Source organism: Stella humosa (assembly GCF_006738645.1).
Taxonomy (GTDB): Bacteria; Pseudomonadota; Alphaproteobacteria; order ATCC43930; family Allostellaceae; genus Allostella; species Allostella humosa.
Window position 1 is genome coordinate 2793112 of sequence record NZ_AP019700.1, and the last position, 26878, is coordinate 2819989.

The following is a 26878-nucleotide window of genomic DNA, read 5'->3' on the forward strand; positions in this document are numbered from 1 at the left end:
CGGGCCGCCAGCGCCTTCATCCGCCCCCTGCCCCATGCTATAGCTGGGCCGGGTGGCAGAACGGGTTCGCTGAATGTTCCTTCTGATCGACAATTACGACAGCTTCACCTTCAATCTCTGGCATTTCCTGGGCGAGCTGGGGGTCGAGGTGGTGGTGCGCCGCAACGACGCGCTGTCGGCGGCAGAGGCGGTCGCCATGCGGCCGGACGGCATCGTCCTGTCCCCGGGCCCGTGCGATCCGGACCGGGCCGGTATCTGCCTCGACCTGGTGCGGGAGGCAGCCGGTATCCCGCTGCTCGGCGTCTGCCTCGGGCACCAGACCATCGGCCAGGCCTATGGCGGTCGTGTGATCCGTGCGCCGGAACCCATGCATGGCAAGATGAGCGCCATCCAGCATGACGGGACCGGCATCTTCGCCGGCCTGCCCAACCCCTTCACCGCCACCCGCTACCATTCGCTGATCGTCGAGCGCGCTTCCCTGCCGGCGGCGCTGCACGTGACGGCAGAGACCGCCGACGGGCTGATCATGGGCCTGGCCCATCGCGAGCGGCCCGTTCACGGCGTGCAGTTCCATCCCGAGAGCATCGCGTCGGAATGGGGCCACGAGATGCTGGCCAACTTTGTCTCGCTCGCCACCGGCCGCCGGGTCGTGTGGTCGAAGCCGCTCGCGGCATGAGCGCGCCCCAGCCGCCGGCAAGCGACCTCAAGCCCTACGTCGCCAAGGCCGCCAGCGGCCAGCCGCTGACCGAGGCCGAGGCCGGAGCCGCCTTCGAGATTATCATGTCCGGCAACGCCACCCCGTCGCAGATGGGTGGTTTCCTGATGGCGCTGCGCGTCCGCGGCGAGACGGTCGAGGAGATCGTCGCCGCCGCCCGCGTCATGCGCGCCAAGTCGCTCAAGGTCGCGGCCCCCGCCAATGCGGTCGACACCTGCGGCACCGGCGGCGACGGCATCGGCACCTTCAACGTCTCGACCGGGGCTGCCCTAGTGGTGGCGGCCTGCGGCGTGCCGGTCGCCAAGCACGGCAACCGCGCCATCTCGTCGCGCTCGGGTGCGGCCGACGTGCTGGCCCGCCTCGGCGTCAACCTCGACTGCGACATGAGCCTGGTGGAAGAAGCGATCCGCGAGGTCGGCGTCGGCTTCCTGATGGCGCCCCGCCACCACGCCGCCACCCGCCATGTGGCGCCGACCCGGGTCGAGCTGGGCACGCGCACCATCTTCAACCTGCTGGGCCCGATCAGCAGCCCGGCCGGCGTGCGCCGCCAGCTCGTCGGCGTCTATGCCAGAGAATGGGTCCGCCCGCTGGCGGCGGTGCTGCAGCGCCTGGGCAGCGAGCGGGCCTGGGTCGTCCATGGCTCCGACGGCAGCGACGAACTGACCACCGCCGGCCCGTCGCACGTGGCCGAACTGCGGGACGGCAGTATCACGACCTTCGATGTCACGCCGCAGGAAGCCGGCCTGTTCCAGGCCAACCCGGCCGATCTGCGCGGCGGCGATCCGGAGGCCAACGCCCAGGCGATGCGCGCCATGCTGGCGGGCGCGCCCGGCGCCTTCCGCGATATCGTGCTCTACAACACGGCCGCCATGCTGGTCATCGCCGAGCGCGCGACCGACCTTGGAGATGGTGTCAAGATCGGCTCGCAAGCCATTGATTCTGGTGCGGCCTTGACCGTTCTCGATCGGCTTGTCGCGACCACGAACAAGGGGTTGGCAGCGTGAGCGACGTTCTCTCCCGGATCAATGCAGAAAAGCGCGACCACGTCGCCCGCCGCCGCCAGGAGCGGCCGGCAGCCGCGGTCGAGGCAGAGGCCCGGCAGCAGCCGGCGCCGCGCGGCTTCGCGGCTGCCCTGGCCGCGACGGCCGCCGCCGGTCGTCCGGCCCTGATTGCGGAAATCAAGAAGGCCAGCCCGAGCAAGGGGCTGATCCGGCCGGACTTCGACCCGCCGGCATTGGCGCGCGCCTATCGCGAGGGCGGCGCCACCTGCCTGTCGGTACTGACGGACACGCCATATTTCCAGGGGCGCGACGCGGATTTGGTCGCCGCCCGCGCCGCCGTCGACCTGCCGGTCCTGCGCAAGGACTTCATGATCGACCCCTACCAGATCGCCGAGGCCCGCGCGCTGGGGGCCGACTGCATCCTGCTGATCATGGCCGGCCTGGACGACGCCCAGGCCAACGAACTGGGCTCGGCCGCGCGCGGCTGGGGCATGGATGTGCTGATCGAGGTGCACGACCGCGCCGAGCTGGATCGGGCGCTCCGCATTCCGTACGGCTTGATCGGCATAAATAACCGTAATCTCAAGACCTTGGTGGTCGATATCAAGACAACGGAAGAACTGGCGCCGGTCGTTCCGGCCGACCGCTTCCTGGTGGCCGAGAGCGGCCTCTTCACGCCGGCCGACCTGGCCCGCATGGCTGCGGTGGGCGCGCGCGCCTTCCTGATCGGGGAATCGCTGATGCGCCAGGCGGACGTGGCGGCCGCCACGCGCACCCTGCTCGCCCCGGCCGGGAGCCGCGCGGCATGAGCAGCCTGACGCACTTCGACGCCGAGGGCCGGGCGGTGATGGTCGACGTCTCGGCCAAGGACGAGACCGACCGCATCGCCACCGCTCGCGGCCAGGTGCGGATGGAGCCGGCGACATTGACCCGCATCATGGACCGCGCCGTGGAGAAGGGCGACGTGCTCGCGATCGCCCGCCTGGCCGGCATCATGGCCAGCAAGCGGACCGCCGAACTGATCCCGCTATGCCACCCGATCCCGCTCAACTCGGTCACCGTCGATTTGGTCTGCCGGCCGGAGGACAGCCTGGTCGAAATAACCGCCACTTGCCGCACCAAAGGTCGCACGGGCGTCGAGATGGAGGCGCTGACGGCCGTCTCGGTCGCGGCCCTCACCGTCTATGACATGTGCAAGGCGGTCGATCGCGGCATGACGATCGGCGACATCCGGCTGACGCACAAATCGGGCGGAAAATCCGGCCCTTACGAGAATAGGTGATGATATCGGTCGAAGAGGCGCGACGGCGGATTCTGGCTGGGCTGGCGGTCCTGCCGGCCGAGCAGGTGGTGCTGACCGACGCGCTCGGCCGCGTGCTGGCCGAGGATCTGGTCGCTCGCACCACGCAACCGCCGGCACCCGTCTCGGCGATGGATGGGTGGGCCGTCCGCGCGGCTGACGTCGCCAGCGTTCCCTGCCGGCTGCGGATCGCGGGGTATGTTCCGGCGGGACAGCATTTCGAAGGCACGGTCGGGCCGGGCGAGGCGGTGCGCATCTTCACCGGCGCGCCGGTGCCGGACGGTGCCGACGCTATCGTGATCCAGGAGGATGCCGACCAGGAGGGCGACGCGGTCGTGGTGCGCGAGGGTGTCGCCGCCGGCCGCTATGTCCGCCGGGCCGGCCTGGATTTCTCGGCCGGCGACGTCGGCGTCCGCGCCGGCACGCTGATGGGGCCGCGGGCGGTGGGCCTCGCCGCGGCCATGAACGTGCCTTGGCTGCGGGTCCGGCGCCGCCCGCGGGTGGCGATCCTGCCCACGGGCGACGAGATCGTCATGCCGGGCGAGCCGATCGGCCGCAACCAGATCGTCAGTTCGAACGCGCTCGCCCTGGCCGCCTTCGTGCGGCAGATGGGCGGCCTGCCGGTCGATCTCGGCATAGCGGCCGACGACCGCGCCTCGCTGGCCGCCCTGGCCGGTGCCGCCCGCGGCTGCGACCTCCTGGTGACGACGGGCGGTGCGTCCGTCGGCGAGCATGACCTGGTCCGCAGCGTCCTGGGCGAGGCCGGGCTGCAGCTCGATTTCTGGCAGATCGCCATGCGGCCGGGCAAACCCCTGATGTTCGGCCAGCTTGCGGGCACGCCCATGCTGGGCCTGCCGGGCAACCCCGTGTCGGCGCTGGTCTGCGCCGTCCTCTTCCTGCGCCCGGCCATCGCCCGCCTGTGCGGCATGCCGGACCTGGCGGCGGCCGAGGAGCAGGCCGTGCTCGGCGCCGACCTCGGCGCCAACGACCGGCGCGAGGACTATCTGCGCGCCACGCTCGACCGGACGCCGGACGGCCGGCTGCGCGCGACCCCCTTCCCGACCCAGGACAGCTCGAACCTGCTGCGGCTCGTGGCAGCCGACTGCCTGCTGGTCCGCGAACCCCATGCACCACCGACGGCGGCCGGCGCCCCGGTGCGCATCGTCCCACTTGGCGGGGTGTTCGGCGCGCTATGAGAATGCTCCTGCCCCTGCTGCTGGCGATCGGGCTGGCCACGCCCGCGCTCGCCGCCGAGCCCGATGACTGGGTCCGCGTCACGAAGCCATCTCCGGGTCCGGTGCGGGTGGTCGGCAAGACCGCGCAAGGCTGCATCGGCGGCGCCGTCGGCCTGCCGGTGGAGGGCGTCGGCTACCAGGCGCTGCGGCCGACGCGGCTGCGCCATTTCGGTCATCCCGACACCGTCCGCTTCGTCGAGGCGCTGGGCCGCTGGTCGGCCAAGGCCGGCCATGGCGTGCTGCTGATCGGCGACATGGGCCAGCCGCGCGGCGGCCCCATGCCGTCCGGCCATGCCAGCCACCAGTCCGGCCTGGACGCCGACATCTGGTTCCGCCGCGCGCCGCGGCCGCTGGCGGCGGCCGAACTGGCCCAACCGCTGGCGATCGACATGCTGAAGCCCGACGGCAAGACCGTCGATCCGGCACGGTTCGGGCCGGTCGAGATGGAGATGCTGCGCCAAGCGGCAAGCCGGCCCGAGGTCGAGCGCATCCTGATCAATCCCGCCCTGAAACGCGCGGTGTGCGAGCGTGCCACCGGCGACCGCGCCTGGCTGCGCCGGCTGCGCCCCTGGTGGGGGCACAGCGCCCACTTTCACGCCCGCCTGTCCTGCCCGGCCGGCCAATCCGACTGCGAGCCCGGACCAGCGATCCCGGCCGGCGATGGCTGCGGTACCGACCTGATGTGGTGGTTCTCGGCCGACGCCGTGAAGGCAGCGCTCGAGCGCTTCAAGCCGCGCGACCCGGCACCGCCAAAGATCCTGCCTGCGGCCTGCATGGAGATCCTGGCCGCGCGCTAGATTTAGACGGCGCATGCCCTGGTTTTGCCGCTTTTGCCTTCCAGCTTGCTGGCATGCGTACATCGCTCGCCGGCACTTCGTCTTCGATCATCCTGCCACTGCCGGCGCGCCATGCCGCCGCGCGGACCCTGTCGGTCCTGCTTGCGCCTTCGGGCTTCAAGGAATGCCTGTTGCCGCGCGAGGTCGCGGCGTGCATGGCGGAAGGGGTCCGCCAGGTGCTGCCGCATGCCGAGGTCCTGCGGGCCCCTGTGATCGACGGCGGCGAGGGGTTCACCGAGGACATGGTGCTGGCCCTGGGCGGGCGTCTGGTCGAAGTCACAACCAGCGGCCCCCGTGACGAGCCCCTTGTCGCCACCATCGGCCTGCTCGGCGGCCGCCGCCGCGGCACGGCCGTGCTGTCGGTGGCCTCCGCGGCGGGCCTGCGCCTGACGCCGTCCCAGGATCGCGATCCGCTGCGCGCCACCAGTCGCGGCGTCGGCCGCCTGATCCGCGCGGCGCTCGACCTCGGCGCCACCCGCATCATCGTCGGCTGTGGCGACAGCGGCGTGCATGACGGCGGTGCCGGCCTGGCGCAGGCGCTGGGGATACGCCTGCTCGACCGTCAGGGACACGCCATCGGCCCCGGCGGCGGCGCGCTCGCGGACCTGGCCAGCATCGACCTCTCCGCCCGCGACCAGCGGCTGGCAACCGTGCAGATCCGCGCCATCGTCAATCCCCGGGCGATCCTGACCGGGCCGCGCGGCGCGACCCGGCTCTACGCCGCGCAGAAGGGCGCGGACGCGGCCGCCATGGCGACGCTGGAAGCCGGCATGGCGAACTTCGCCGCCATCGTCGCCCGGGATATCGGCATTGCTGTTGCCGGCCGGCCCGGCGCCGGCGCGTCGGGCGGCATCGGCGCGGCACTGCTGGCGCTGCTGGGCGCCCGTCTGGTGTCGCGCCATGCCCTGCTCGACCGTATCGGACCGTTCGCCAGCCTGCTGCCCAAGGCCGACTTCGTGCTGACCGGGGAAGGCCGCATCGACGGCCAGACGGCCTTGGGCAAGGCGCCGGTCGCGGTTGCCCGGCGCGCCAAGCGCCTGGGCCTGCCGGTCATCGCCATGGCCGGCACGATCGGCCCCGGCGCCGAGGCCGTGCTTGCGCATGGCATCGACGCCTTTATCGGCATCCTCGACCGGCCCTGCTCGCTGGCCGAGGCCATGGCCGACGCGCCGCGCCTGCTGACGGCAGCCACCGCCCAGGCGGTGCGGCTGGCCATGGCCGGTGGACGAATTCCGCGCGATGTCGCGGCGATTCATTGACGAATCCGGGGAACCAAACTAGAACAAGCGTAGTCGTTTCGGTTTTGTTCCATATCTTGCGTCGGCCGCCCTTGGTCACGCCAGGACTTGGATCGGGGGCAACCAAATGTTGACGCGCAAGCAGTTCGAACTGCTGTCCTTCATCAATATCCGCCTGCGGGAAAGCGGAGTCTCGCCGTCATTCGACGAGATGAAGGAGGCGCTCAACCTGCGCTCCAAGTCCGGCATTCACCGCCTGATCACCGGGCTGGAGGAGCGCGGTTTCATCCGCCGCCTGCCCCACCGCGCCCGCGCGCTGGAGGTGCTGCGCCTCCCCGACGACATGGCGGCCGAGAGCCAGGCCGCCCGCGCCGGAGCCCGCCGCGGCTTCCGCCCGACCGTGATCAAGGGCGACTTCCGGCCCACCCTGGTCGGCGCCATGGCCGAACCGAACGCTGCCAGCGGCGAGGCCACGGCCGTGCCGCTCTATGGCCGGATCGCCGCGGGCACACCGATCGAGGCCCTGCGCGACCAGCAGCGCGCGATCGAGGTGCCGGGCCTGCTGCTCGGCCGCGGCGAGCATTATGCGCTGGAGGTGGCCGGCGATTCGATGATGGAGGCCGGCATCGTCGACGGCGACACCATCATCGTGCAGCGCTGCGACACGGCCGAGAACGGCACCATCGTCGTGGCCCTGATCGACGACAACGAGGTGACGCTGAAGCGCCTGCGCCGCAAGGGCGCATCAGTGGCGCTGGAGCCCGCCAACAAGAACTTCGAGACACGGATCTTCGGGCCCGACCGCGTCCAGGTGCAGGGCAAGCTGGTCGGGCTGATGCGGCGCTACTGATCCTCGTCGGCCGCAATGGTCGCTGTCCAGGGACGGCGGCCGCGGGCAGCCGCCACCGTTTCCACCTGTGCCTTGCCGCCGCCGAGACGGATGGCGTGGGCGCCCTCCCGCTCCAGGTCGCGGCGGTCGATGGCAACGACGCCGCGCCCGCAGTCCCAACGCATGGGGACCAAAGCGATCACCACCTCCGCGCTACGGCAGGCCTCGGTCAGCCCGTCGCGGCGGCGCGCCACGACCACCCGCTGGCCTTGCGAGCGGAAGCGGCAGAGGCGCTGGTCGCACTGCGGCAGCAAGTGCGGGCTGCCAGCCGCCTCCGGCCATGGCAGGCGGTCGCCGGCCGCCCGGCGCAGCCAGGTGTCGACCACGATCTCAGCCGCCCGCGTCTCGAAGATCCAGTAGCCGCCCGGGCCGCGCACGGCCACCGCGCGCGCGTCGCCGTCGACCAGCACGTCGGGTGGCTGGTACCAGCCGATCCCCAGCAGCCCCAGCAGGATCGGCACCAGCCCCGCCAGCCGCATGGCGTGGCGCCATAGGCAGAGCCACAGGCCACCCAGCGTGCACAGCGCCAGGGATGCCACCGGCATGGCCGGAACGGTCCAGGCGGCACCTGGCCAGGCGGCGATCCAGGCGGCAGCCACCAGGATCAGTTCCACGCCCCAGCCCATGGCGGCCAGCGGCCAAGCCTCCAGCCCGAACGGCATGGCCAGCACCGCGACCACGGCCCAGGGCATCACCCAGAAGCTGGTCAGCGGCACCGCGATCAGGTTGGCCGGCATGGCGTAGGCGGCAAAGCGGTTGAAGTGGTAGAGGGCGAACGGGGTCGTCGCCGCCGTCGCGATCACCGTGGTGAAGCAGAGCAGCCCGACATAGAGGAACACCCGGCCGGACGGGCCAAGATCGGCGCGCAAGGCCCGGATGCGCGGGCGGCCGGCCTCGTAGGCGGCGACCAGCGCCAGCACGGCCGCGAACGACATCTGGAAGCTGGCGCCCACCATGGCTTCCGGCACCAGCAACAGGATGGCTGCCGCCGCCCATGCCACCAGCCGCAGCGAGATCGCCTCGCGGTCCACCAGCATGGCCGCGAAGACGATGGCCGACATCAGGAAGGATCGCTGCGTCGGCACCTCCGAGCCCGACAGCAGCAGGTAGAAGAGCGAGGCCAGGATGGCACCGAGCGCCGCCCACTTCTTCACCGGCCAGTAGAGCGCCAGGCCCGGCACGGCAGCCATCAGCGTGCGCAGGGCCAGGAAGACGATGCCGGCCACCAGGCTGATATGCAGGCCCGAGATCGACAGCAGGTGGGCCAGGCCCGTGTCGCGCATGGCGACGTTGACCGTCTCGGGGATCGCCGTGCGCTCACCGGTCACGAGCGCCGCCGCGACAGCACCCGCCGCGCCACCGATCGCCGCCTGGATGCGCTGTGTCATGGTGTGGCGCAGACCGGCGATGGCGTCGGCGGCCCCCGCCGCCTCCCCCTCCACGAGACGTGGGGCGGTGGTGGCATAGCCCAGCCCGCCCAAGCCCTGGAAATAGGCCTGCCGCTGGAAGTCGAAGGCATCGGGCACGGCCGGCGCCGGCAGCGGCAGAAGCACCGCCCGCAGGACGACGCGGCGCCCCGGTGCCAGGCCGGGGTCGCCCATCCGGGCTGGCACGGTGATGCGCAGGCGGCGCGGCAGCGGCCCGGTCCACCCGTCGATGCGCAGCGGCTGCACCACCATGCGCATGCCGCTCTCGCGGGGGCCCGCATGCTCGATCCGCGCTTCCACCGTGGTGGCCGGCAGGCGCCGCTCGATGCGCGGTGCGTCGGCGGTCCAGGCCGACACCTGGATGGCGGCGAAACCGGCCGCGATCGCCGCCAGGGCCAGCAGCACGCCGCGAACCACCGGCCGGGCGCGCAGCACGAAGGCAGCGGCCACCAGGATCGCCAGGACGGCCGCGCCCAGCCAGCCGGCCGGCTCCTCGGCCAGAGCGAAGTAGCCGGCGATCCCGCAGCCGATCGCGACCGGCAACCAGAGCGGCCAACGGTCGGAATCGCCGTGCAGTGCCGCCATGGCGCGTGGCAGCAACCTTTCCCGCCCGGCCGTCGCCGCGTCGATCGCAATCATTCGTTGTGCCGGCTCACCGGAACGATCCTAGACCGGCCGACCACCTTTTGACCAAGCCGATCCGGAGGGAGGGATCGGCCGGCCAAGCGGATTGGATGGGGCGCCGTCCTGTGGTAAGCGAAGCCTCCCTTTCAGCAGGCAAAGTTCAATCCGATGACGGTCGTCACCCGGTTCGCGCCCTCGCCTACCGGCTATCTCCATATCGGCGGCGCTCGCACGGCGCTCTTCAACTGGCTGTTCTCGCGCCATCATGGCGGCGTGTTCCGGCTGCGTATCGAGGACACCGACCGACAGCGATCGACCGATGCCGCGGTGGAGGCGATCATCGACGGGCTGGGCTGGCTGGGTCTCGCCTGGGACGACGCCATCGTGTTCCAGTTTGCCCGCGCGCCCCGCCATGCCGAGGTCGCGCTGAAGATGCTGGACGAAGGCCGCGCCTATCGCTGCTGGGCTTCGCCCGAGGAGCTGGAGGAGATGCGCGCCAAGGCCCGTGCCGAGGGCCGGCCGATCCGCTATGATGGGCGCTGGCGCGACCGCGACCCGGCCGAGGGCCCGGCCGGCGTGAAGCCCGTCATCCGCCTGCGCGCGCCCCAGATCGGCGAGACGGTGATCGACGACATGGTCCAGGGCCAGGTCCGGGTCGCCAACGAGCAGCTCGACGACATGGTGCTGCTGCGCGCCGACGGCACGCCCACCTACATGCTGTCGGTGGTGGTCGACGACCACGACATGGACGTGACCCACGTCATCCGCGGCGACGACCACCTGACCAACGCCTTCCGCCAGACCCAGATTTATCGCGCGATGGGCTGGGACGTACCGGGCTTCGCTCATATCCCGCTGATCCACGGACCGGATGGGGCCAAGCTGTCCAAGCGCCACGGCGCGCTCGGCGTCGATGCCTATCGCGACATGGGCTATCTGCCCGAGGCCTTGTGCAACTACCTGCTACGGCTCGGCTGGGGCCATGGCGACGATGAGATCATCCCGGCCGAGCAGGCGATCGCGCTGTTCGACCTGGACGGCGTCGGCCGCTCGCCCTCGCGCCTGGATTTCGACAAGCTGGGCAACCTGAACGGCCACTATCTGCGCCAGGCCGACGACGACCGGCTGATGACCGCGCTGGTGCCGTTCATCGCCGGGGCCGCCGGCCATACGCCCGATGCCGAGGGGCTGCGCCGCCTGCGCCAGGGCATGGGCGGGCTGAAGGTGCGGGCCAAGACGCTGAAGGAACTGGCGGAGTTGGCCGCCTTCTACGTGCGCCAGCGGCCGCTGCCGATCGACGACAAGGCGCGCCGTCTGCTCGACGAAAAGGGACGCGGCCTGCTGGAGCGCGCCCTGCCCGCCCTGGCCGCGGTCGAGCCCTGGTCGGCCGAGACCGTCGAGTCCGCCGTGCGCGCGCTGGCCGAGCAGGAAGGGACCAAGCTGGGCCAGGTTGCCCAGCCGCTGCGCGCCGCGCTCGCCGGCTCGACGATTTCGCCCGGTATTTTCGAGGTCATCGAGATCCTTGGCCGTGAGGAGACGCTAGGCCGGATACGCGATGCTGCCATGCCGGTTTGACGATCGTCCCGCATCGCGGCCTTTGATACCTGGAACCCCGCTAACTATCCTGCGGCTCACCCCGCCGCGACCACGGCCCCCGGCCGTCTGCCCTCGGGCCGTATGAAGGAGTCGCCTGCATGACCAGCCAGTCCACCCCGACCGCCGGAAAGAACACCCAGGCGGCGAAGCTGACCGACCCGTCGGGCCAGACGATCGAGCTGCCGATGATGGACGGCACCGTCGGTCCTCAGGTCATCGACATCCGCAAGCTCTACGGGGCGACCGGGTTGTTCACCTATGACCCGGGCTTCACCTCGACGGCGAGCTGCGAATCCAGCATCACCTACATCGACGGCGACAAGGGCGAGCTGCTCTATCGCGGCTATCCGATCGAGGAGATCGCCGAGCACAGCGACTTCATGGAAGTCTGCTACCTGCTCCTGTTCGGCAACCTGCCGACCGGCGAGGAGAAGACGAAGTTCGTCCATGACGTGACCCATCACACGATGGTGCACGAGCAGATCAACATGTTCTTCCGTGGCTTCCGCCGCGACGCACACCCGATGGCGGTGATGTGCGGCGTGGTCGGCGCGCTGTCGGCCTTCTACCATGACAGCCTGGACATCAACGACCCGCACCAGCGCCTGATCGCCTCCTACCGGCTGATCGCCAAGATGCCGACCATCGCCGCCATGGCGTACAAGTATTCGGTCGGCCAGCCCTTCATGTATCCGCGGAACGATCTCAGCTACGCCGAGAACTTCCTCTACATGACGTTCGCGGTGCCCTGCGAGGAGTACAAGCCGAACCCGGTCCTGGCGCGCGCGCTCGACCGGATCTTCATGCTGCACGCCGATCATGAGCAGAACGCGTCGACCTCGACCGTACGCCTGGCCGGGTCGAGCGGCGCCAACCCGTTTGCCTGCATCGCCGCCGGCATCGCCTCGCTGTGGGGTCCCGCCCATGGCGGTGCCAACGAGGCGGTGCTGAAGATGCTGGGCGAGATCGGCACCAAGGAGCGCATCCCAGAATTCCTGGAGCGCGCCAAGGACAAGAACGACCCGTTCCGCCTGATGGGCTTCGGCCACCGCGTCTACAAGAACTACGATCCCCGCGCGGCCGTCATCCGTCAGACCTGCTACGAGGTGTTGGAGGAGCTGGGCGTGAAGGACGAGCCCTTGCTGGCGCTCGCCATGGAGCTCGAGAAGATCGCACTCGAGGACAAGTACTTCGTAGACCGCAAGCTCTATCCCAACGTCGACTTCTATTCGGGCATCATCCTGCGGGCGATGGGCTTCCCGGTCAGCATGTTCACCGCGCTGTTCGCGCTGGCGCGCACGGTCGGCTGGATCGCCCAGTGGGCCGAGATGATCGAGGACCCGGAGCAGAAGATCGGCCGGCCGCGCCAGCTTTATGTCGGCGAGCCGCGCCGCGCCTACGTCCCGCTCGACAAGCGCGGCTGATCGCGACCGACGATTGCCGAATCACAGGACCGGGAAGCGGACACGATGAAGATGGGGGGCGCGATGGTTCGACACCTGCATGCACCCGGGAAGCCGCCCGGCTCCCCGCCGCCTGCCCGCCCCCGCATCCTCGTGCCCGTGAACGACAATCGGCCGCCGCTGCCTGTCCGGCTGCGGCGGCCGATCATGCTGGCGGCGCTGACGGCGCTGGCCGTGGTCGCCGCCTTCCACTGGATGGTTTAGGGCGGCGACCAGCTACCAATGGGCGGGAGGGGTCAACCCTTCTGGATCAGCTCGATCTTGTAGCCGTCCGGGTCCTCGACGAAGGCGATGACGCTGCCGCCATGCTTCATCGGGCCGGGAGGCCGCGGAATCTTGACGCCGGCAGTGGCCATGCGGTCGCACACGCCATAGATGTCGGCGACGCCGATGGCGATATGGCCGAAGGCATTGCCGATCGTGTAGGGCTCCTTCTGACCCCAGTTGTGGGTCAACTCGAGGACGGTGTTGCCGCTCTCGTCGCCATAGCCGACGAAGGCCAGCGTGAACTCGCCCGTCGGATAGTCCTTCTTGCGCAGCAGCTTCATCCCGAGCTGCTCGGTGTAGAAGGTGAGCGAGCGGTCGAGGTCGTACACGCGCAGCATCGTGTGCAGGAAGGACGGCCCCTTGCCGGCCACGGCAGAGGCGGCGGCAGGCGCGGCGGAGACTTCGTTCATGGCATTGGGCTCCATCAGGCAGGAATGGCGTCGGGACCCCATCGTAGCCGGCCCCGGCAAGGCGATAAACCGCGATCTCCGGTCACGGGATGACACAATCTTTGACCCGATCACGGGGTTACCGCCCATGAGTCCGGCGGCTAGATTGCCGGCCTCTTTCCGTGGCCACTAGCGATCCCATGCCCCAACCCGTTCGCTGCGCCGTCATCGGTGCCGGACATATCGGCCGCTTCCATGCCGAGAAATATGCCCGCCACCCATCGGCCAGGCTGGTCGCCGTCATCGACCCCGATCCCGTCCGCGCCGACCAGGTGGCCCGCCCTCATGGTGCGGCCCCCTGGCCCGACGCGGCCCGGCTGGCGGGACAGGTGGACGCGGTCAGCATCTGCGCGCCGACGCCATTCCATTTCGCGATCGCGCGCGACTGCATCGCGGCCGGCATCCATGTCCTGGTCGAGAAGCCGATCGCCGTCACGCTGGAAGAGGCCGACGCCATGATCGCCCAGGCCGACGCCCGCGGCGTCGTCCTGCAGGTCGGCCACCTGGAGCGCTTCTCGATGGCGGGGCTGGGCTATGCCGCGGTGATCGACGACCCGGTCTTCGTCGACGCCCGCCGCCTGACCCCGTTCCGCGGCCGCGGCGCCGATGTCAGCGTCGTGCTCGACCTGATGATCCACGACATCGACCTGGTGACGGCCATCGTCCGCGCCCCGGTGGTAGCCGCATCCGCCTTCGGCCGCCGGGTCGTGTCGGACAGCGAGGACGTGGCCGCGGCCCAACTGCGCTTCGCCAACGGGGCGGCCGCCACGCTGCTCGCCAGCCGCGTCAGCCCCCAGGCCGAGCGCAGCCTGCGCGTGCTCCAGGGGTCGGGCGAGGTCGCCATCGACTTGCAAGGCCGCCGCCTGTCGGCCACCCGCGCCTCGGTCCGGGGCGATGCGCCGACGACGATCGAGGCGGCCCAGCCCGACGCCGATCCGCTGGGTGCGCAGATCGATTCCTTCCTCGCCTGCATCGCCACCGCCGGCCGGCCCGTCGTGGGCGGCCCCGACGGCCGGGCGGCGCTGGCGACCGCGCTGGCCGTCATCCAGTCCATCCGCAGCGACGGCGCCGCCGTCCCGATCGAGAAGAGCCATGTCTGACACAATCCCCGCCCCCATCCCGTTCGTCGATATCCCGGGCCAGGTCCGCCGCCTGCGCGACCGCATCGACGCGCGCGTCCGCCGGGTGCTCGACCATGGCCAATTCATCCTGGGGCCGGAGGTGCGCGAACTGGAGCAGGCGCTGTCCGACTATGTCGGCGGCGCCCATGTGGTGACGACCGGCAGCGGCCACGATGCCATCCTGATGGGGCTGATGGCCGAAGGCATCGGCCCGGGCGATGCCGTGTTCGTGCCGGCCTTCACCTTCGTGTCCACTGCCGAGGCGGTGGCATCGGTCGGTGCCGTACCGATCTTCGTCGACGTCGACGAACACAGCTTCACCATGGACCCGCTCGACCTGGAGCGGCGCATCGCCAAGGTGCGCCGCGACGGCACCTGGCGGCCGCGCGCGGTGATGCCCGTCGACATCTTCGGGATGCCGGCCGACTATGCGGCGCTGGGCGCGGTTGCCGGGGCGGCCGGGCTGTTCCTGCTGTCGGACGCCGCGCAGAGCTTCGGCGGCACGATCGGCAACCAGCGCGTCGGCCGCCTGGCCCATGCCACCATGACCAGCTTCTTCCCGGCCAAGCCGCTGGGGGCGGCCGGCGACGGTGGCGCCCTCTTCACCGACGATCCCGCCCGCGCCGACACCTATCGCCGGCTGCGCAACCACGGCCAGGATGCCCGGGGCGAGTGCCTGTCGGTCGGCCTGACCGGTCGGCTCGACACGCTCCAGGCGGCGATCCTGCTGGTGAAGCTCGAGGCCTTCCCCGACGACCTGATCCGCCGCGAGGCCGCCGCGCGCCGGTACGACGCGGCTCTGGCCCGCCATGTCGCGGTGCCCCATCGCCCGGCCGACACCACTTGCGCCTGGGCGCTCTACACCATCCTGTCGGACCGCCGCGATGCCATTCGCGCGGCGCTGGCGGCCGAGAACATCCCGAGCCGGGTCTATTACGAGCAGGCCCTCCACCTGCATGCGGCGTTCGCCGCCTCGTCCGAGGGGCCGGGCTCGTTGCCGGTGACCGAGCGGCTGGGCCAGCGCAACCTGTCGCTGCCGATCCATGCCGAGCTGGATGCCGCCACCATCGACCGGATCACCGCCATCGTCGCGGCCGCGGCCGGCTGAGGTGGCCGCCAGTCGGCAGGCGCTGCTGCTCGTCCCGACGCTGGGTCTGGTCTATGTCGCCAGCCAGTTCTACCGGGCCACCAACGCGGTCATCGCACCCGACCTGATGCGCGAGCTGCATTTGTCGTCGGATGCGATGGGGATGCTGACGGGCGCCTTCTTCTTCGCCTTCGCCCTGGCGCAGATCCCGGTTGGCGTGCTGCTCGATCGCTACGGTCCCAGGCGGACCAACATGGGGCTGCTGCTGGTGGCGGCCGCGGGCGCGCTCGTCTTCGCGGGCAGCACGTCGGTCGAGGGGCTGATCGCCGGGCGCATCCTGCTCGGCATCGGCTCGTCGGGCGTGCTGATGGGCTCGATCATGATCTTCGCCCGCTGGTTCCCGCCAGACCGGCTGGCGTCGGCCATCAGCGTCATGGTGGCGGTGGGTGCCGGCGGGATCATCCTCGCCACCTGGCCGCTCGCGCTGGCGGTGCAGGCAATCGGCTGGCGATCGACGTTCGTCGGCGCCGCCATAGTCACCGCCTGCCTAGTGCCGCTGCTGGTGTTCCTGGTGCGGGACGGCCCGCCCGGCTGGCAGCCGGCGGGTGGCCGGACGGAGCCGCTGGGCGCCATCCTGCGCGGCCTGCCGCGGGTCTGGCGCATCCCCCCCATCAAGTACTTTTTCGCCGTCCACCTGACGACCCTGTCGGCGGTGCTGACGGTGCTGGGCCTGTGGGGCGGCCCCTATCTGGCCGACGTGCACGGGCTGGATGCGGTCGGCCGCGGCCGCATCCTGCTGGCCATGAGCATCGCCTCGATCGCCGGCAACCTGTCCTACGGCCCGCTCGACCGGATCTTCGACACGCGCAAGCGGCTGGTGCTGTGCGGCGGCTCCGTCACCATCTGTGTGCTGTCGACGCTGGCCCTGCTCCAGGCGCCACCCCTGTGGGCCGCCACCCTGCTGTTCATGGCACTCGCCTTCGGCGGCTCCATCACCATCATCCTGCAGACGCACAGCCGCGGCCTCCTGCCCGACAACATGGCCGGCCGCGGCCTGACGGTCCTCAACATGTCGACGATGCTGGGGGTGGCGCTGGGGCAGACGATGTCGGGCGTCATCGTCGGCGCCTTCCCGGCCGTCGACGGCGCCTATCCCGAGGCCGCCTATCGCTGCGTCTTCGCCTACCTCGCCTGTGTTCTGGTACTGGGCCTGCTGGCCTACACGCGCGTGGCCGACGTCCGCCCGAGCGACCAGCGGCTCAAGACCGCGGCGCGCTGACCAGTTCGAGGATCGCCGCCGCCGCCCGCTCGCTCGGTGCCTCCTCGCCGCCGCCCAGCAGGCCGATCGCGGTTGCCAGGTCGCGTCGCTGGGCCGCGCGGGCCGTCGGATCGGTCAGCAGCGGCAGCAGGGCGGACACCAGGGCCGTCGGCGTGCAATCGTCCTGTAGCAGTTCCGGCGCGATCGCGCGATCCATCAGCAGGTTGACCATGGTGGCATAGCGCACCCGCACCTTGCGGCGCACCAGCCAAGCCGTCGCCGCATTGACGCTGTAGCCGACGACGAAGGGCGTGCCGCTCAGCGCCAGTTCCAGCGTGACCGTGCCGGATGCCGCCAGTGCGGCATCGCTTGCGGCGAAGGCTGCCGGCTTGTCGCCCGGTGCCCGCACGATGGCAACCGGCAGCGGCCAGCCCGCGACGGCCTGCTCGACCCGGTCGGCCACCGTCGGCACCGTCGGCAGCACAACATGGAGGCCCGGAATACGGCGGCCGAGTTCGGCCACGGCCACGGCAAAGATCGGCAGCAACCGCTTGATCTCCGACCCGCGGCTGCCCGGCAGGACGGCCAGGACGGGCGCATCGGCCGCAATGCCGTAGCGGGCGCGGAAAGTCGGGTCCGGCGCGCGGCCGAATCCCTCCTCGATCGCCGGATGGCCGACGAAGCGGCATTCGATGCCATGCCCGCGGAAGAACTCCGGCTCGAACGGGAACAGCGCCAGCACCCGATCGTACCAGCGCCGCAGCGAGCGTGCCTTGGCCGGTCGCCACCAGGCCCAGAGCTGCGGAGCCACATAGTGGATCAGCGGGCCCTTGTAGCCCTGCTGGCGCAACTGCCGGGCCAGGCGGAAGTTGAAGCCGGAGGAATCGATGGTGACGACCGCCGCCGGCCGGGCGGCCACGATGGCCGCGGCCGTGTCGCGCACCAGACGCAGGATGCGCAGGGCCTGGGGCAGCACCTCGAACACGCCGAAGAGCGACAGCGCCGACAAGGGCACGCGGCTGGCCAGCCCGGCCGCCGCCATGCGCTCGCCGCCGATGCCGTCGAAGGCGACGCGGCCGTCCAGCCGGCGTGACAGGGCCGCCATCAGCCGCCCGCCGATGGCATCCCCCGATGGCTCGGCCGCCACCAGGAAGATGGTGGGAACCGGCTCCGTCACGCAGCCGGCAAGGGCGGGATGCCAACCAGGAACAACCCGGCCGCGTCGGCAGCGGCCACCACTGCCGCGCGGTCGACGACGAGCGCGCCGCCAGCTTCCACGGCTATGCCGGACAGGCCGGCCGCGGCCGCGCGGGCCACGGTCGCCTCGCCGATCGTCGGCAGGTCGACCCGGCGCTCCTGCTGCGGCTTCTTCATCTTGACCAGCACGCCCCCGGGGCCCGGCAGTCGCAGGGCGGCCGCGCGGTCCAACATGGCATCGGTGCCCTCCACGGCCTCGATCGCCAGGATCGTCCCGGCCTGCACGACGACGCCCTGGCCGACATCGAGGCGGCCAAGCGCCGTCGCCACCTCACGGCCACGGGCAATGTCGGTATCGGCAACGTCGTCGGGCCGGTGGCGACCCAGCGGGCCGGTCGCGATCAGCAGGCTGGCCAGGATCTGGTCGATTCCGACCACCCGGAATCCCTCGCGCTCCAGTTCGGCCACGATGGCCGACAGCAGACCGTCGTCCCCGGCTGCGCGGATGCCGATGCGCGCCAACAGCCGGGTGCCGGTCCAGTCGGGCCGGAGCGCGGCCAAGCCGGGCCGGCGGACGCGGCCGACCATCACGACCTCCTCCACCCCGTTGCGGCGCAACAGGTCGAGCGCGGTGCCGATCGCCCCCATTCGGACCATGGCGCTTGGCCCGCAGGCCAGCGTCTCGGCCTCGGTCTCGCCGTCCAGGCCCAGGATGAAATAGGGTCGTCCGTCGTCCCGGCAGGCGGCGGCCGCCTGCCTCGGCAGCGGCCCGCTGCCGGCGATGATGCCGAGCTTACCCGCCATTCGCCCGCGGCTGGCAGATCGAGCGGGTCGAATCCTCGCGGATGAAATTCACGATATCCATGACCGGCGGGTGGTCCTCGAACAGCTCGGCCACATCGACCAGCCGCTCGGCCATCGTGCCTTCCTGCGCGAAGAGCAGCCGATAGGCGCTGCGCAGCCGGTGCACGTCCTCCCGGGAGAAACCGTGCCGCTTCAAGCCGACGACGTTCAGTCCGGACAGGCGCCCGCGATCGCCCATCACCGAGCCGTACGGGATGACGTCGCTCTCCACCCCCGACATGCCGCCGATCATCGCATGGTGGCCGATGCGCACGAACTGATGGATGGCGCAGAGGCCGCCCAGATAGGCATGGTCGTCGACATGGACGTGCCCGCCCAGGGTCGCGTTGTTTGCCAAGATGACGTGGTTGCCGATGGCGCAGTCATGGGCGACATGCGTGCCGACCATGAACAGGCCGTTGTCGCCGACGCGGGTGGCGCCGGTGCCAAGCGGCGTGCCCGGATGCATGGTCACATGCTCGCGGATCTGGTTGTTGCTGCCGATGTCGAGCGTAACCCGCTCGCCCTTGTAGCGCAGGTGCTGCGGCGGCAAGCCAAGGGCGGCGAAGGGAAAGACCCGGGTGCCAGCACCGATGGTCGTATGGCCTTCGACCACGACATGAGAAACGAGCGAGACGCCGTCGCCAAGCCGGACATTCTCGCCGACGCAGCAGAACGGGCCGATCGTGACGCCGGCACCAAGTTCGGCGCCCGGGGCCACGACGGCCATCGGATGAATCTGGGTCATGTGGGTCGGAAGCCGCGCCCCCTAGTCGAGAATCATGGCTGCATAGGTGGCCTCGGCGACAAGATGGCCGTCCACCTTGGCTTCGGCAGAGAACTTCCACACGTTGCCGCGGCTGCGTTCCTTGCGGACATGGACGCGCAGTTGATCGCCCGGGACGACCGGCTTGCGGAAGCGCGCGCCATCGACCGACATGAAGTAGACGAGCTTGCCTTCCGAGGCAGCACCCAGGGTGTGGACCACCAGCACGGCCGACGTCTGGGCCATCGCCTCGATGATCAGGACCCCCGGCATCACCGGCCTGGTCGGAAAATGGCCCTGGAAGAACGGCTCGTTGATCGAGACGTTCTTGACCCCGACGCAGCCTTCGTTCGCCACCACGTCGACCACCCGGTCGATCATGAGAAATGGATAGCGGTGCGGGATCATCGCCATCACGCGCTCGATGTCGATGGTCAATCCGTTGACCGCAGCCTCCTTGCCGTCCATGCCCCTAAGCGCCTTTCCCTTTCGTCATCCGGCGAAGCAGGGCGCTCTGCCGAAGGAACTCCGGCAGCGGAATCGCCGGTGTTCCGCCGACGGTCGAGCCATCGGGAAGATCCCGCATCACGCCGCTCTGCGCCGCGATCCGGCAGCCGTCACCGATCCGGATATGTCCCGACATGCCCACCTGGCCGCCCACCATCACATTGTCGCCAAGGACGGTACTGCCCGATATACCGACCAGGGCGGCGATGATGCATCCGCGACCGAGGCGGACGTTGTGCCCGATCTGCACCAGATTATCAATGAAACAGCCAGGGCCGATGATCGTGTCGCCGATCGTCCCGCGATCGATCGTGCTGTTGGCGCCGATCTCCACATCGTCATGGACGATGACGCGGCCGAGTTGCGGCATCTTCACATGCGCGTCCCGGCCGGGTACCACGCCGAACCCGTCCTGACCGATGCGCACGCCAGGGTACAACGTCACCCGGCATCCGATCACCGCGTGGCTGACGCTGGCACCGGCGCCGATACGGCTGTCCGCGCCGATGCTGCAGCCGCGGCCGACGACGGCGTTGGGGCCGATGACCACGCCGGCCGCGATCCGGGCGCCGGCGCCGACATGGGCGCCGGCCGCGATCTCGCAGCCGTGGTCGATCTCGGCCGTCGCGTCGACGAACGCCAGCGGCGATATGCCGGCCGCAACGGGGTCGGGGGGATGAAAGGCTGCCGCCGCGATCGCGAATGCCCGCTGCGGCGCCCGGGTGACCAGCAGCGCCATGCCGGCCGGCGCGCGACCGACGACATCGGGGTGGAGGAAGCAGGCGCCCCCTGCGGACAGTCCGAGCGCATCCAGGTAGCGGCGATCCTCGACGAAGATCACGTCGCCGGCCTCGGCCTCGGCGACCGCGGCCACATCGTGGAAAAGATCGCCCCGCTGACCCGGCCGTGCATCGGCGCCGGTCAACCGGGCAAGATCATCCAGGGTCCACGGACCGGCACGCCGGTGAAAACGTTGATCGGCCATCGACCGGGCCGCGATACCGCCGCTACTTCTTGGCCGGCAGCTTCACGCTGACCTGGGTGATCGCGGCGTCGAGGCGCTTCAGGGCCTCGTCCGACTGGTCGAAGCGCTTGTCGACCAGCACGACCAAGGTCTTGGGCAGCACGACCGTGGCCCCCCGCTCCTCGGCCAGCTTGCCGACGACCTGGAGGAGCTGGCGCTGCACCTGCTGCATCGCCTCGTTGAAGCCTTCCTCAAGCTGGCGGCGGCGGGCCTGCGCGTTGCGCTGCACGTTATTGACCCGCTCCTGGAACTCGCGCTGCTTGGCGCCGAAGGCCTCGGGCGACAGGACGGTACGCTGGCGCTGCAACTCCTGCTCGGCGCCGCGGAGCTGCCCTTCCTGGTCGCTGATCTCCTTCTGGAACGACTGGCGGTGCGTCTGCATCTGCGCCTGGATGTTCTTGAACGCCTTCGAACCCTGCTGCACGCCCTGGATGTCGACGATCATGATGATCGGGGCCGGCAGTTGCTGGGCCGCGGCGGGCACGGCCGTCATGGCGACGGCCGCCCCCAGGATCGCGGCGGCCGCGGCCGCGCGCAGGTAACCAAACTGCATCATGCTAGAACCTCGTTCCGAAGCTGACCCGGAAATTCTCGGTGCGGTCGGAGTCCTCCTTCAGCACCGGCACCGCAAAGTCGAGGCGGATCGGACCCAATGGCGATTTCCACGAAAGACCGATACCGGTGGCGAACCGGATGGAGTTCTTGTCGGCAACGTCGTCGCCCTTGGAATCGGAGTTCCACAGGCTGCAGGCGTCGCCGAAGACGCGGCCCGCGAGGCCGAATTCCTGCGGCAGGCCGAGGGGGAAGGTGAGTTCGGTGGTGGCGGTGTAGTAGGTGTTGCCGCCCAGCGCGTCCTTGGTCCCGGTGTCGCGCGGGCCGACGCCGGAGTTGCGGAAGCCACGGCAGTTGTCCCCGCCGATGAAGTAGCGATCGGTCAGGCGGACCTCGTCGTCGAAGCTGACGATATGGCCGACTTCGCCGCGCACGCTCAGCACCCAAGGCAGCGAGATCGGGAAATAGTACCCGGCCGACAGCTTGGGCTTCAGGAAGTGGCGGTCGCCGCCCAGGCCGGCCAGGTCCGTCGCCAGCGTGACGTAGTAGCCGTCGGTCGGATCCATACGGCTGTCGCGGCGGTCATACGTCAGGGTCGTGCCGACGATCGACGCGATCGAGGACCCTTCCAGCTCCTTGATGAAGCGCGATGCCGTGGAGGGCACGCTCTTGATCTCGTCCTGGCGCAACGTATAGCGCACCGTCTGCCGCAGGTGCTCGCTGAGCTGGAATCCCGAGCGCAGCGAGATGCCCGTGATCGATTCGTCGTACGAGCTTTCGTCCTGCAGGTCGCGGACGATGCGGAAGACGTCGAAGCCGGCCGAGAGGTTGCGGTCGAGGAAATAGGGCTCGGTGAAGCTGAGGTCGACTTCCTGCGACCGCTCCGACAGCGAGAAGCCGATGCGCAGGTCTTGGCCGCGGCCAAGCAGGTTACGCTCGCGCAGGCTGACGTCACCCAGCACGCCATTGCTGGTCGAGAAGCCGGCGCCGAAGGCGATCTCGCCGGTCGACTGCTCCTCGACCTCCACGGTCACCACCGTCCGGTCGGGCGTGGCCCCCGGGACGTTGGTCATCTCGACCTTCTTGAAGTAGCCGAGATCGCGGACCCGCTGGCGCGACCGCCGCAGCTTGGCGGCATTGAAGGCGTCGCCCTCCACCAGCTGGAATTCGCGGCGCACCACCTTGTCGAGCGTGCGGACGTTGCCGACGATGTCGATCCGCTCGACGAAGACGCGCGGGCCTTCCTGGATTTCGAAGGTGACGCCGATTTCCTTCTTCTCGCGATCGCGGGTGATCTGCGGGCGGACATCGACGAAGGCGTAGCCGCGATTGCCAATGGCGTCGGTCAGGCGGGTGATGGTCGTCTCGACCTGGTCGGCGTTGTAGTCGCGGCCCTCGACGGCGGCGACGAGGCCGCGCACCGACTCCGGATCGAGGTCGCGCAACTGAGAGACCACCTCGACCTTGCCGTACTTGTACTTGTCGCCCTCGTCGACCGTCACCGTGACCACGAAACCTTCACGGTCGGGCGTCAGCTCGGCCACCGAAGAGACGACGCGGAAGTCCGCATAGCCCTCGGACAGGTAGAACTTGCGCAGCAGCTCGCGGTCGAAGGTCAGCCGATCCGGGTCATAGCTGTCGTCGGAGGTCAGGAAGCGCCACCAGCGGGTTTCCTTGGTCTGGATGACCTCGCGGAGGCGGCCGTCGGAGTACTTCTGGTTGCCCACGAAATTGACGCGACGGATGCCCGTCAGCGTGCCTTCGTCGATTTCGAACACGAGGTCGACGCGGTTCTGCTCGCGCTGGATGACCTTCGGCTCCACGGTCGCGGCAAAGCGCCCGGAGCGGCGATAGACATCCAGGATGCGCTTCACGTCGTTCTGGATCTTGGTCCGCGTATAGACGGTCCGCGGCTTCAACTGCACCTCGGCGGTCAGGATCTCGTTGGTGATCCGCCGGTTACCTTCGAAGGCGATGCGGTTGATGATGGGGTTCTCGGAGATGCGCACGATGAGCGCATTGCCGTCGCGGCGCAGGTTCACGTCCGCGAACAGGTTGGTCGCAAACAGCGCTTTCAGCGACCGGTCGATGGCCTGCGAATCGAACTGGTCGCCCGGCTGCACGGACATGTACGACCGAACCGTCTCCGGCTCGATGCGCTGCGTGCCCTCGATGCGGACTTCCTGAATGGTCCCCTGCCCGAACTGGGCCCAGGCGGGAACCGAAGAGACCATTGCGCCTGCCACCAGCGCCAAGGCGATCACGAACGTACGAAGCACCCCATGCCCTTTCTCGGAGGCTGCACCGCTCACGTCACGAGCCCTCTGAGAAAGGAGAACACCCGGAGTTGTACCAGGTCGTTCCAGGTCGAAAACAGCATCAGCGTCAGGACCAATGCGAGCCCGATGCGGAAGCCGTACTCCTGTGCTCGTTCGCCAAGCGGTTTTCCCCGGACCGCCTCCGCTGCGTAGAACAGCAGGTGCCCCCCGTCAAGCACGGGGATCGGGAACAGGTTGATAAGTCCCAGATTGATCGAGAGAATCGCCGCAAACCAGAGAAAGCCGGCGACGCCCGACCGGGTCGCCTCGCCCGACATCTGCGCGATTCGCAACGGGCCGCCCAGTTCCTCGGTCGTGCGCACGCCGCTGATCATCTGCCAGACCGCGGTCAGCGTGCCGGCGGTCAGGGTCCAGGTCTCCTCCGTGCCGGCCACGATCGCCGTCAGCGGGTTGTGCTGCATGAACTCCACGCCGCTGCGGCCGACACCGAGTTGGCCCACGCGCTGGGTCCCGCCGATGCGGTCCTGCAATTCCACGACGCGCGGGGTGACCGGCAGGTTGATCGTGCGCCCGTCGCGCAGCACGTCGACCGAGAGCGGCGTGCCCTGGTTCAGCCGGACGATGAGTTGCACCTGCTCGAACCGCTCGATGCTGCTGCCGTTGATCGCGACGATGCGGTCGCCCGGCTGCAGGCCGGCGGCGGCGGCCGCACTGTCGGGCCGGACCGTGCCGATCTCCGCCGGGGTGTAGGGCTGGCCCTGGGTCATGAACAGGCCGGCCAGGACCAGGATGGCGAAAAGGAAGTTGGCGATGGGCCCGGCCGCGACGATGGCCGCGCGCTGGCCCAGGCGCTTGTGGTGGAAGGCGACGGCGCGCTCGTCGGCCGACATGCGATCCAGCCCTTCGGCCGGGTTGCTGGCGGCGCCCGCGTCGCCGAACATCTTCACGTAGCCGCCCAGCGGCAGCAGGCTGAACTTCCAGCGCGTGCCCGTGCGGTCGTTCCAGCCGAACAGCTCCGGGCCGAAGCCGATCGAGAACACCTCGACCCGCACGCCGTTGCGCCGGGCGACCCAGAAATGGCCGAACTCGTGCACGAACACGAGGATGGTCAAAAGGAGGATGAAGGACAGACCGTAGTGGGGAACCTGGAGTATGGCATCCATTCTCGATGACCTAGGTGCGAAGGCTGGCAGTTACCAGCGCCGACGCCACCCGGCGCGCCTCGTCGTCGAGTGCCACGACATCGTCTATGCTGTCCAGTGACGGAATGTTCATGCGCCCGATCGCATCCTGGACGATGGCCGGGATATCGAGGAAGCCGATCCGCCGCTCCAGGAACGCCGCCACCGCCACTTCGTTGGCGGCGTTCAGCACCGCCGGCGTGCCGCCGCCGGCGGTCAGCGCCCGGCGGCAGAGGCCCAGCGCCGGAAAGCGGTCGTCATCGGGCGCCTCGAAGGACAGGGTGCCGATCTGCGCCAGATCGAGCCGCGGCGAAGGTGCGGCGATGCGATCGGGCCAAGCCAGCGTGTGGGCGATCGGCGTGCGCATGTCGGGCGAGCCGAGCTGGGCCAGCACCGAGCCGTCGACATAGGCGACGAGGCTGTGGACGATCGATTGCGGATGGATCACCACCTCGATCCGCGGCTCGGGCATGGCGAAGAGGTGATGAGCCTCGATCACCTCCAGCCCCTTGTTCATCATGGTCGCCGAATCGACCGAGATCTTGGCCCCCATCCGCCAGTTGGGATGGGCCAGGGCCTGCTCCGGCGTCACGGCGGCCAGGCTTTCGCGCGGCGCCTGGCGGAACGGGCCGCCCGACGCGGTCAGGATGATGCGCTCGATCGCCTCGGGCCGGGCGAAGTCGAAGACCTGGAAGATGGCATTGTGTTCGGAATCCACCGGCAGCAGGGTCGCGCCGTGGCGGCGGATCGCGGCCATCATCAGCGGCCCGGCGGCGACCAGGCATTCCTTGCTGGCAAAGGCGACGGTGGCGCCGGCGCGGATGGCGGCCATGGTCGGGGCCAGCCCGGCCATGCCGACGATGGCGGCCATGACCCAGTCGACCGGGCGTGAGGCAGCATCCACCACCGCATCGGCACCGGCGGCGACCGCGATGCCGGTGCCGGCCAGGCCGGCGCGCAGTTCGGCCAAGCCGGCGGGATCGCCGATCACCGCCAGGCGCGGGCGGAGATCGTGGGCGAGCGCCACCAGGCCGGCGACATCGCGGTGGGCCGTCAACGCCTCGACCTCGTAGCGTTCGCGGTGACGCGCCAGCAAGTCGGCCGTGCTGCGACCGACGGAGCCCGTCGCCCCCAGGATCGTGACGCTCCGCCGCCGGCGGGCCGCGAGCCCGGCCGGGCGGGGCGCATCGCTCATCGCCATCCGAGCAAATCCTCTCCCAGGCACAGTTGCAGGATGGCGAAGGCCAGGGCTGCGGCCATCAGGCCGTCCAGCCGGTCGAGCACGCCCCCATGCCCGGGGATCAGACCACTCGCATCCTTGATGCCAACGTAGCGCTTTGCCGCGGATTCCGCGAGGTCCCCCGCCTGGGCCACGATCGCCAGGCAGAAACCGAGGATCGCTGCCGCCCATGCCGGCGGCCCGTCCGTCGCCACCGCCAGCGCGGCACCGGCGATGGCGGCCGCCGTGGCCCCACCCAGCAGGCCCGACCAGGTCTTGCGCGGGCTGAGTGCGGGCGCCAGCAGCGGGCCGCCGATCGAGCGCCCGGCGGCATAGGCGGCGATGTCGGTCGCCCACACCACGACGAAGAGCCACAGGGTCGGCAGCGCGCCGCCGGCCAGCCGCACATGCAGGACCGTCAGGACGGCCAACGCGATATAAAGGGTGCCCATCGGCGCCAGCCAGCGGGCACGCACGGCCTGGCGGGCGGTTAGGATTGCCAGGCCCCCTGCCCCGAGGATGCCGATGCCGACGCCCCAGGCGAACCAGCCGGCGGCCCCGGCCAGCGTGGTGGCCGCGACGGTGGCAATGATCGCGGCATCCTGGCCGGCGACGGGCGAGACGCGATGGCTCATGGCGGCCCATTCCCAGGCCATGCCCAGCGCGAACAGGCCGACCACGGCCGAGAACCACCAGCCACCGGCCCAGGCACCGCCCACGGCGACGGGAATGAGGATAGCGGCCGAGAGAATGCGCAGCAGCAGCGCGCGGCTCATCAGGGGGCCGCCGCCGCGGAGATGGTCA

25 protein-coding genes are annotated in these 26878 nt (G+C 70.1%); 13 read left to right on the forward strand and 12 right to left on the reverse strand.

Annotated features, from left to right (window positions below; genetic code table 11):
* Positions 1 to 73: 73 nt before the first annotated feature.
* The 8 genes from STVA_RS13085 to lexA all read left to right on the forward strand — a co-directional run bounded on the left by STVA_RS13085 (position 74) and on the right by lexA (position 7175).
* A complete protein-coding gene (locus STVA_RS13085) occupies positions 74 to 676 on the forward strand; it encodes an anthranilate synthase component II (protein WP_123688372.1) in 603 nt (200 codons plus the stop codon).
* Positions 673 to 1719 (forward strand): anthranilate phosphoribosyltransferase, encoded by a 1047-nt coding sequence (gene trpD / locus STVA_RS13090; protein ID WP_123688816.1) that lies wholly within the window; start codon positions 673 to 675, stop codon positions 1717 to 1719. The genes STVA_RS13085 and trpD overlap by 4 nt, the downstream gene beginning before the upstream one ends.
* Positions 1716 to 2525, forward strand: coding sequence for an indole-3-glycerol phosphate synthase TrpC (gene trpC, locus STVA_RS13095; protein ID WP_123688373.1), 810 nt, complete (start codon positions 1716 to 1718; stop codon positions 2523 to 2525). The genes trpD and trpC overlap by 4 nt, the downstream gene beginning before the upstream one ends.
* The gene (gene moaC, locus STVA_RS13100; RefSeq protein ID WP_123688374.1) at positions 2522 to 2998 is read left to right on the forward strand and encodes a cyclic pyranopterin monophosphate synthase MoaC; all 477 of its coding nucleotides are present in this window, start codon (positions 2522 to 2524) and stop codon (positions 2996 to 2998) included. Before trpC ends, moaC begins: the two co-directional genes overlap by 4 nt.
* On the forward strand, positions 2998 to 4212 hold the full coding sequence (locus STVA_RS13105) for a molybdopterin molybdotransferase MoeA (protein ID WP_123688375.1): 1215 nt from the start codon (positions 2998 to 3000) through the stop codon (positions 4210 to 4212). Before moaC ends, STVA_RS13105 begins: the two co-directional genes overlap by 1 nt.
* 2 nt (positions 4213 to 4214) lie before the next feature.
* On the forward strand, positions 4215 to 5048 hold the full coding sequence (gene mepA / locus STVA_RS13110; RefSeq protein ID WP_170216326.1) for a penicillin-insensitive murein endopeptidase: 834 nt from the start codon (positions 4215 to 4217) through the stop codon (positions 5046 to 5048).
* Entirely contained in the window at positions 4934 to 6346 is a 1413-nt protein-coding gene (locus tag STVA_RS13115) for a glycerate kinase family protein (RefSeq protein WP_197735865.1), read from the forward strand. The genes mepA and STVA_RS13115 overlap by 115 nt, the downstream gene beginning before the upstream one ends.
* Before the next feature lie 106 nt (positions 6347 to 6452).
* Entirely contained in the window at positions 6453 to 7175 is a 723-nt protein-coding gene (lexA, locus tag STVA_RS13120) for a transcriptional repressor LexA (RefSeq protein ID WP_123688378.1), read from the forward strand.
* Here the strand turns inward: lexA and STVA_RS13125 are convergent.
* Complete coding sequence (locus STVA_RS13125; protein WP_123688379.1) at positions 7169 to 9280, reverse strand: ComEC/Rec2 family competence protein; 2112 nt, start codon at positions 9278 to 9280, stop codon at positions 7169 to 7171. The two genes, lexA and STVA_RS13125, sit on opposite strands and share 7 nt — an antisense overlap.
* Positions 9281 to 9433: 153 nt before the next feature.
* Between STVA_RS13125 and gltX the strand changes: the two genes are divergently transcribed.
* Both gltX and gltA read left to right on the forward strand, forming a co-directional pair.
* Positions 9434 to 10840 carry a glutamate--tRNA ligase gene (gene gltX, locus STVA_RS13130; protein WP_123688380.1) on the forward strand — a complete coding sequence of 469 codons (1407 nt, stop codon included), beginning with the start codon at positions 9434 to 9436 and terminating at the stop codon, positions 10838 to 10840.
* A 119-nt stretch (positions 10841 to 10959) separates the two neighbouring features.
* Entirely contained in the window at positions 10960 to 12285 is a 1326-nt protein-coding gene (gene gltA, locus STVA_RS13135; protein ID WP_142235760.1) for a citrate synthase, read from the forward strand.
* Between the two features lie 275 nt (positions 12286 to 12560).
* On the opposite strand, the gene gloA is transcribed toward gltA, so the two are convergent.
* A complete protein-coding gene (gene gloA, locus STVA_RS13140) occupies positions 12561 to 13001 on the reverse strand; it encodes a lactoylglutathione lyase (protein ID WP_123688817.1) in 441 nt (146 codons plus the stop codon).
* A 179-nt stretch (positions 13002 to 13180) separates the two neighbouring features.
* Between gloA and STVA_RS13145 the strand changes: the two genes are divergently transcribed.
* The 3 genes from STVA_RS13145 to STVA_RS13155 are packed head-to-tail and all read left to right on the forward strand — an operon-like array spanning position 13181 to position 16527.
* Entirely contained in the window at positions 13181 to 14140 is a 960-nt protein-coding gene (locus STVA_RS13145; RefSeq protein WP_123688383.1) for a Gfo/Idh/MocA family protein, read from the forward strand.
* A complete protein-coding gene (locus STVA_RS13150) occupies positions 14133 to 15269 on the forward strand; it encodes a DegT/DnrJ/EryC1/StrS family aminotransferase (protein WP_123688384.1) in 1137 nt (378 codons plus the stop codon). The genes STVA_RS13145 and STVA_RS13150 overlap by 8 nt, the downstream gene beginning before the upstream one ends.
* A 1-nt stretch (position 15270) precedes the next feature.
* Complete coding sequence (locus tag STVA_RS13155; protein WP_170216327.1) at positions 15271 to 16527, forward strand: MFS transporter; 1257 nt, start codon at positions 15271 to 15273, stop codon at positions 16525 to 16527.
* On the opposite strand, the gene lpxB is transcribed toward STVA_RS13155, so the two are convergent.
* The 10 genes from lpxB to STVA_RS13205 are packed head-to-tail and all read right to left on the reverse strand — an operon-like array spanning position 16508 to position 26850.
* Entirely contained in the window at positions 16508 to 17683 is a 1176-nt protein-coding gene (gene lpxB, locus STVA_RS13160; protein WP_245978194.1) for a lipid-A-disaccharide synthase, read from the reverse strand. The two genes, STVA_RS13155 and lpxB, sit on opposite strands and share 20 nt — an antisense overlap.
* Positions 17680 to 18507, reverse strand: coding sequence for an LpxI family protein (locus STVA_RS13165; protein WP_123688386.1), 828 nt, complete (start codon positions 18505 to 18507; stop codon positions 17680 to 17682). Before STVA_RS13165 ends, lpxB begins: the two co-directional genes overlap by 4 nt.
* Positions 18497 to 19294 (reverse strand): acyl-ACP--UDP-N-acetylglucosamine O-acyltransferase, encoded by a 798-nt coding sequence (gene lpxA / locus STVA_RS13170; RefSeq protein ID WP_123688387.1) that lies wholly within the window; start codon positions 19292 to 19294, stop codon positions 18497 to 18499. Before lpxA ends, STVA_RS13165 begins: the two co-directional genes overlap by 11 nt.
* 21 nt (positions 19295 to 19315) lie before the next feature.
* Positions 19316 to 19780, reverse strand: coding sequence for a 3-hydroxyacyl-ACP dehydratase FabZ (gene fabZ / locus STVA_RS13175; RefSeq protein WP_123688388.1), 465 nt, complete (start codon positions 19778 to 19780; stop codon positions 19316 to 19318).
* A 4-nt stretch (positions 19781 to 19784) separates the two neighbouring features.
* Positions 19785 to 20804, reverse strand: coding sequence for a UDP-3-O-(3-hydroxymyristoyl)glucosamine N-acyltransferase (lpxD, locus tag STVA_RS13180; protein ID WP_123688389.1), 1020 nt, complete (start codon positions 20802 to 20804; stop codon positions 19785 to 19787).
* A gap of 22 nt (positions 20805 to 20826) precedes the next feature.
* Complete coding sequence (locus STVA_RS13185; RefSeq protein WP_123688390.1) at positions 20827 to 21399, reverse strand: OmpH/Skp family outer membrane protein; 573 nt, start codon at positions 21397 to 21399, stop codon at positions 20827 to 20829.
* A 1-nt stretch (position 21400) separates the two neighbouring features.
* The gene (bamA, locus tag STVA_RS13190; RefSeq protein WP_338069530.1) at positions 21401 to 23674 is read right to left on the reverse strand and encodes an outer membrane protein assembly factor BamA; all 2274 of its coding nucleotides are present in this window, start codon (positions 23672 to 23674) and stop codon (positions 21401 to 21403) included.
* A 29-nt stretch (positions 23675 to 23703) separates the two neighbouring features.
* The gene (rseP, locus tag STVA_RS13195) at positions 23704 to 24837 is read right to left on the reverse strand and encodes an RIP metalloprotease RseP (RefSeq protein ID WP_123688392.1); all 1134 of its coding nucleotides are present in this window, start codon (positions 24835 to 24837) and stop codon (positions 23704 to 23706) included.
* A gap of 10 nt (positions 24838 to 24847) precedes the next feature.
* Positions 24848 to 26056, reverse strand: coding sequence for a 1-deoxy-D-xylulose-5-phosphate reductoisomerase (locus STVA_RS13200; RefSeq protein WP_123688393.1), 1209 nt, complete (start codon positions 26054 to 26056; stop codon positions 24848 to 24850).
* The gene (locus tag STVA_RS13205; RefSeq protein WP_123688394.1) at positions 26047 to 26850 is read right to left on the reverse strand and encodes a phosphatidate cytidylyltransferase; all 804 of its coding nucleotides are present in this window, start codon (positions 26848 to 26850) and stop codon (positions 26047 to 26049) included. Before STVA_RS13205 ends, STVA_RS13200 begins: the two co-directional genes overlap by 10 nt.
* Between the last annotated feature and the right edge of the window lie 28 nt (positions 26851 to 26878).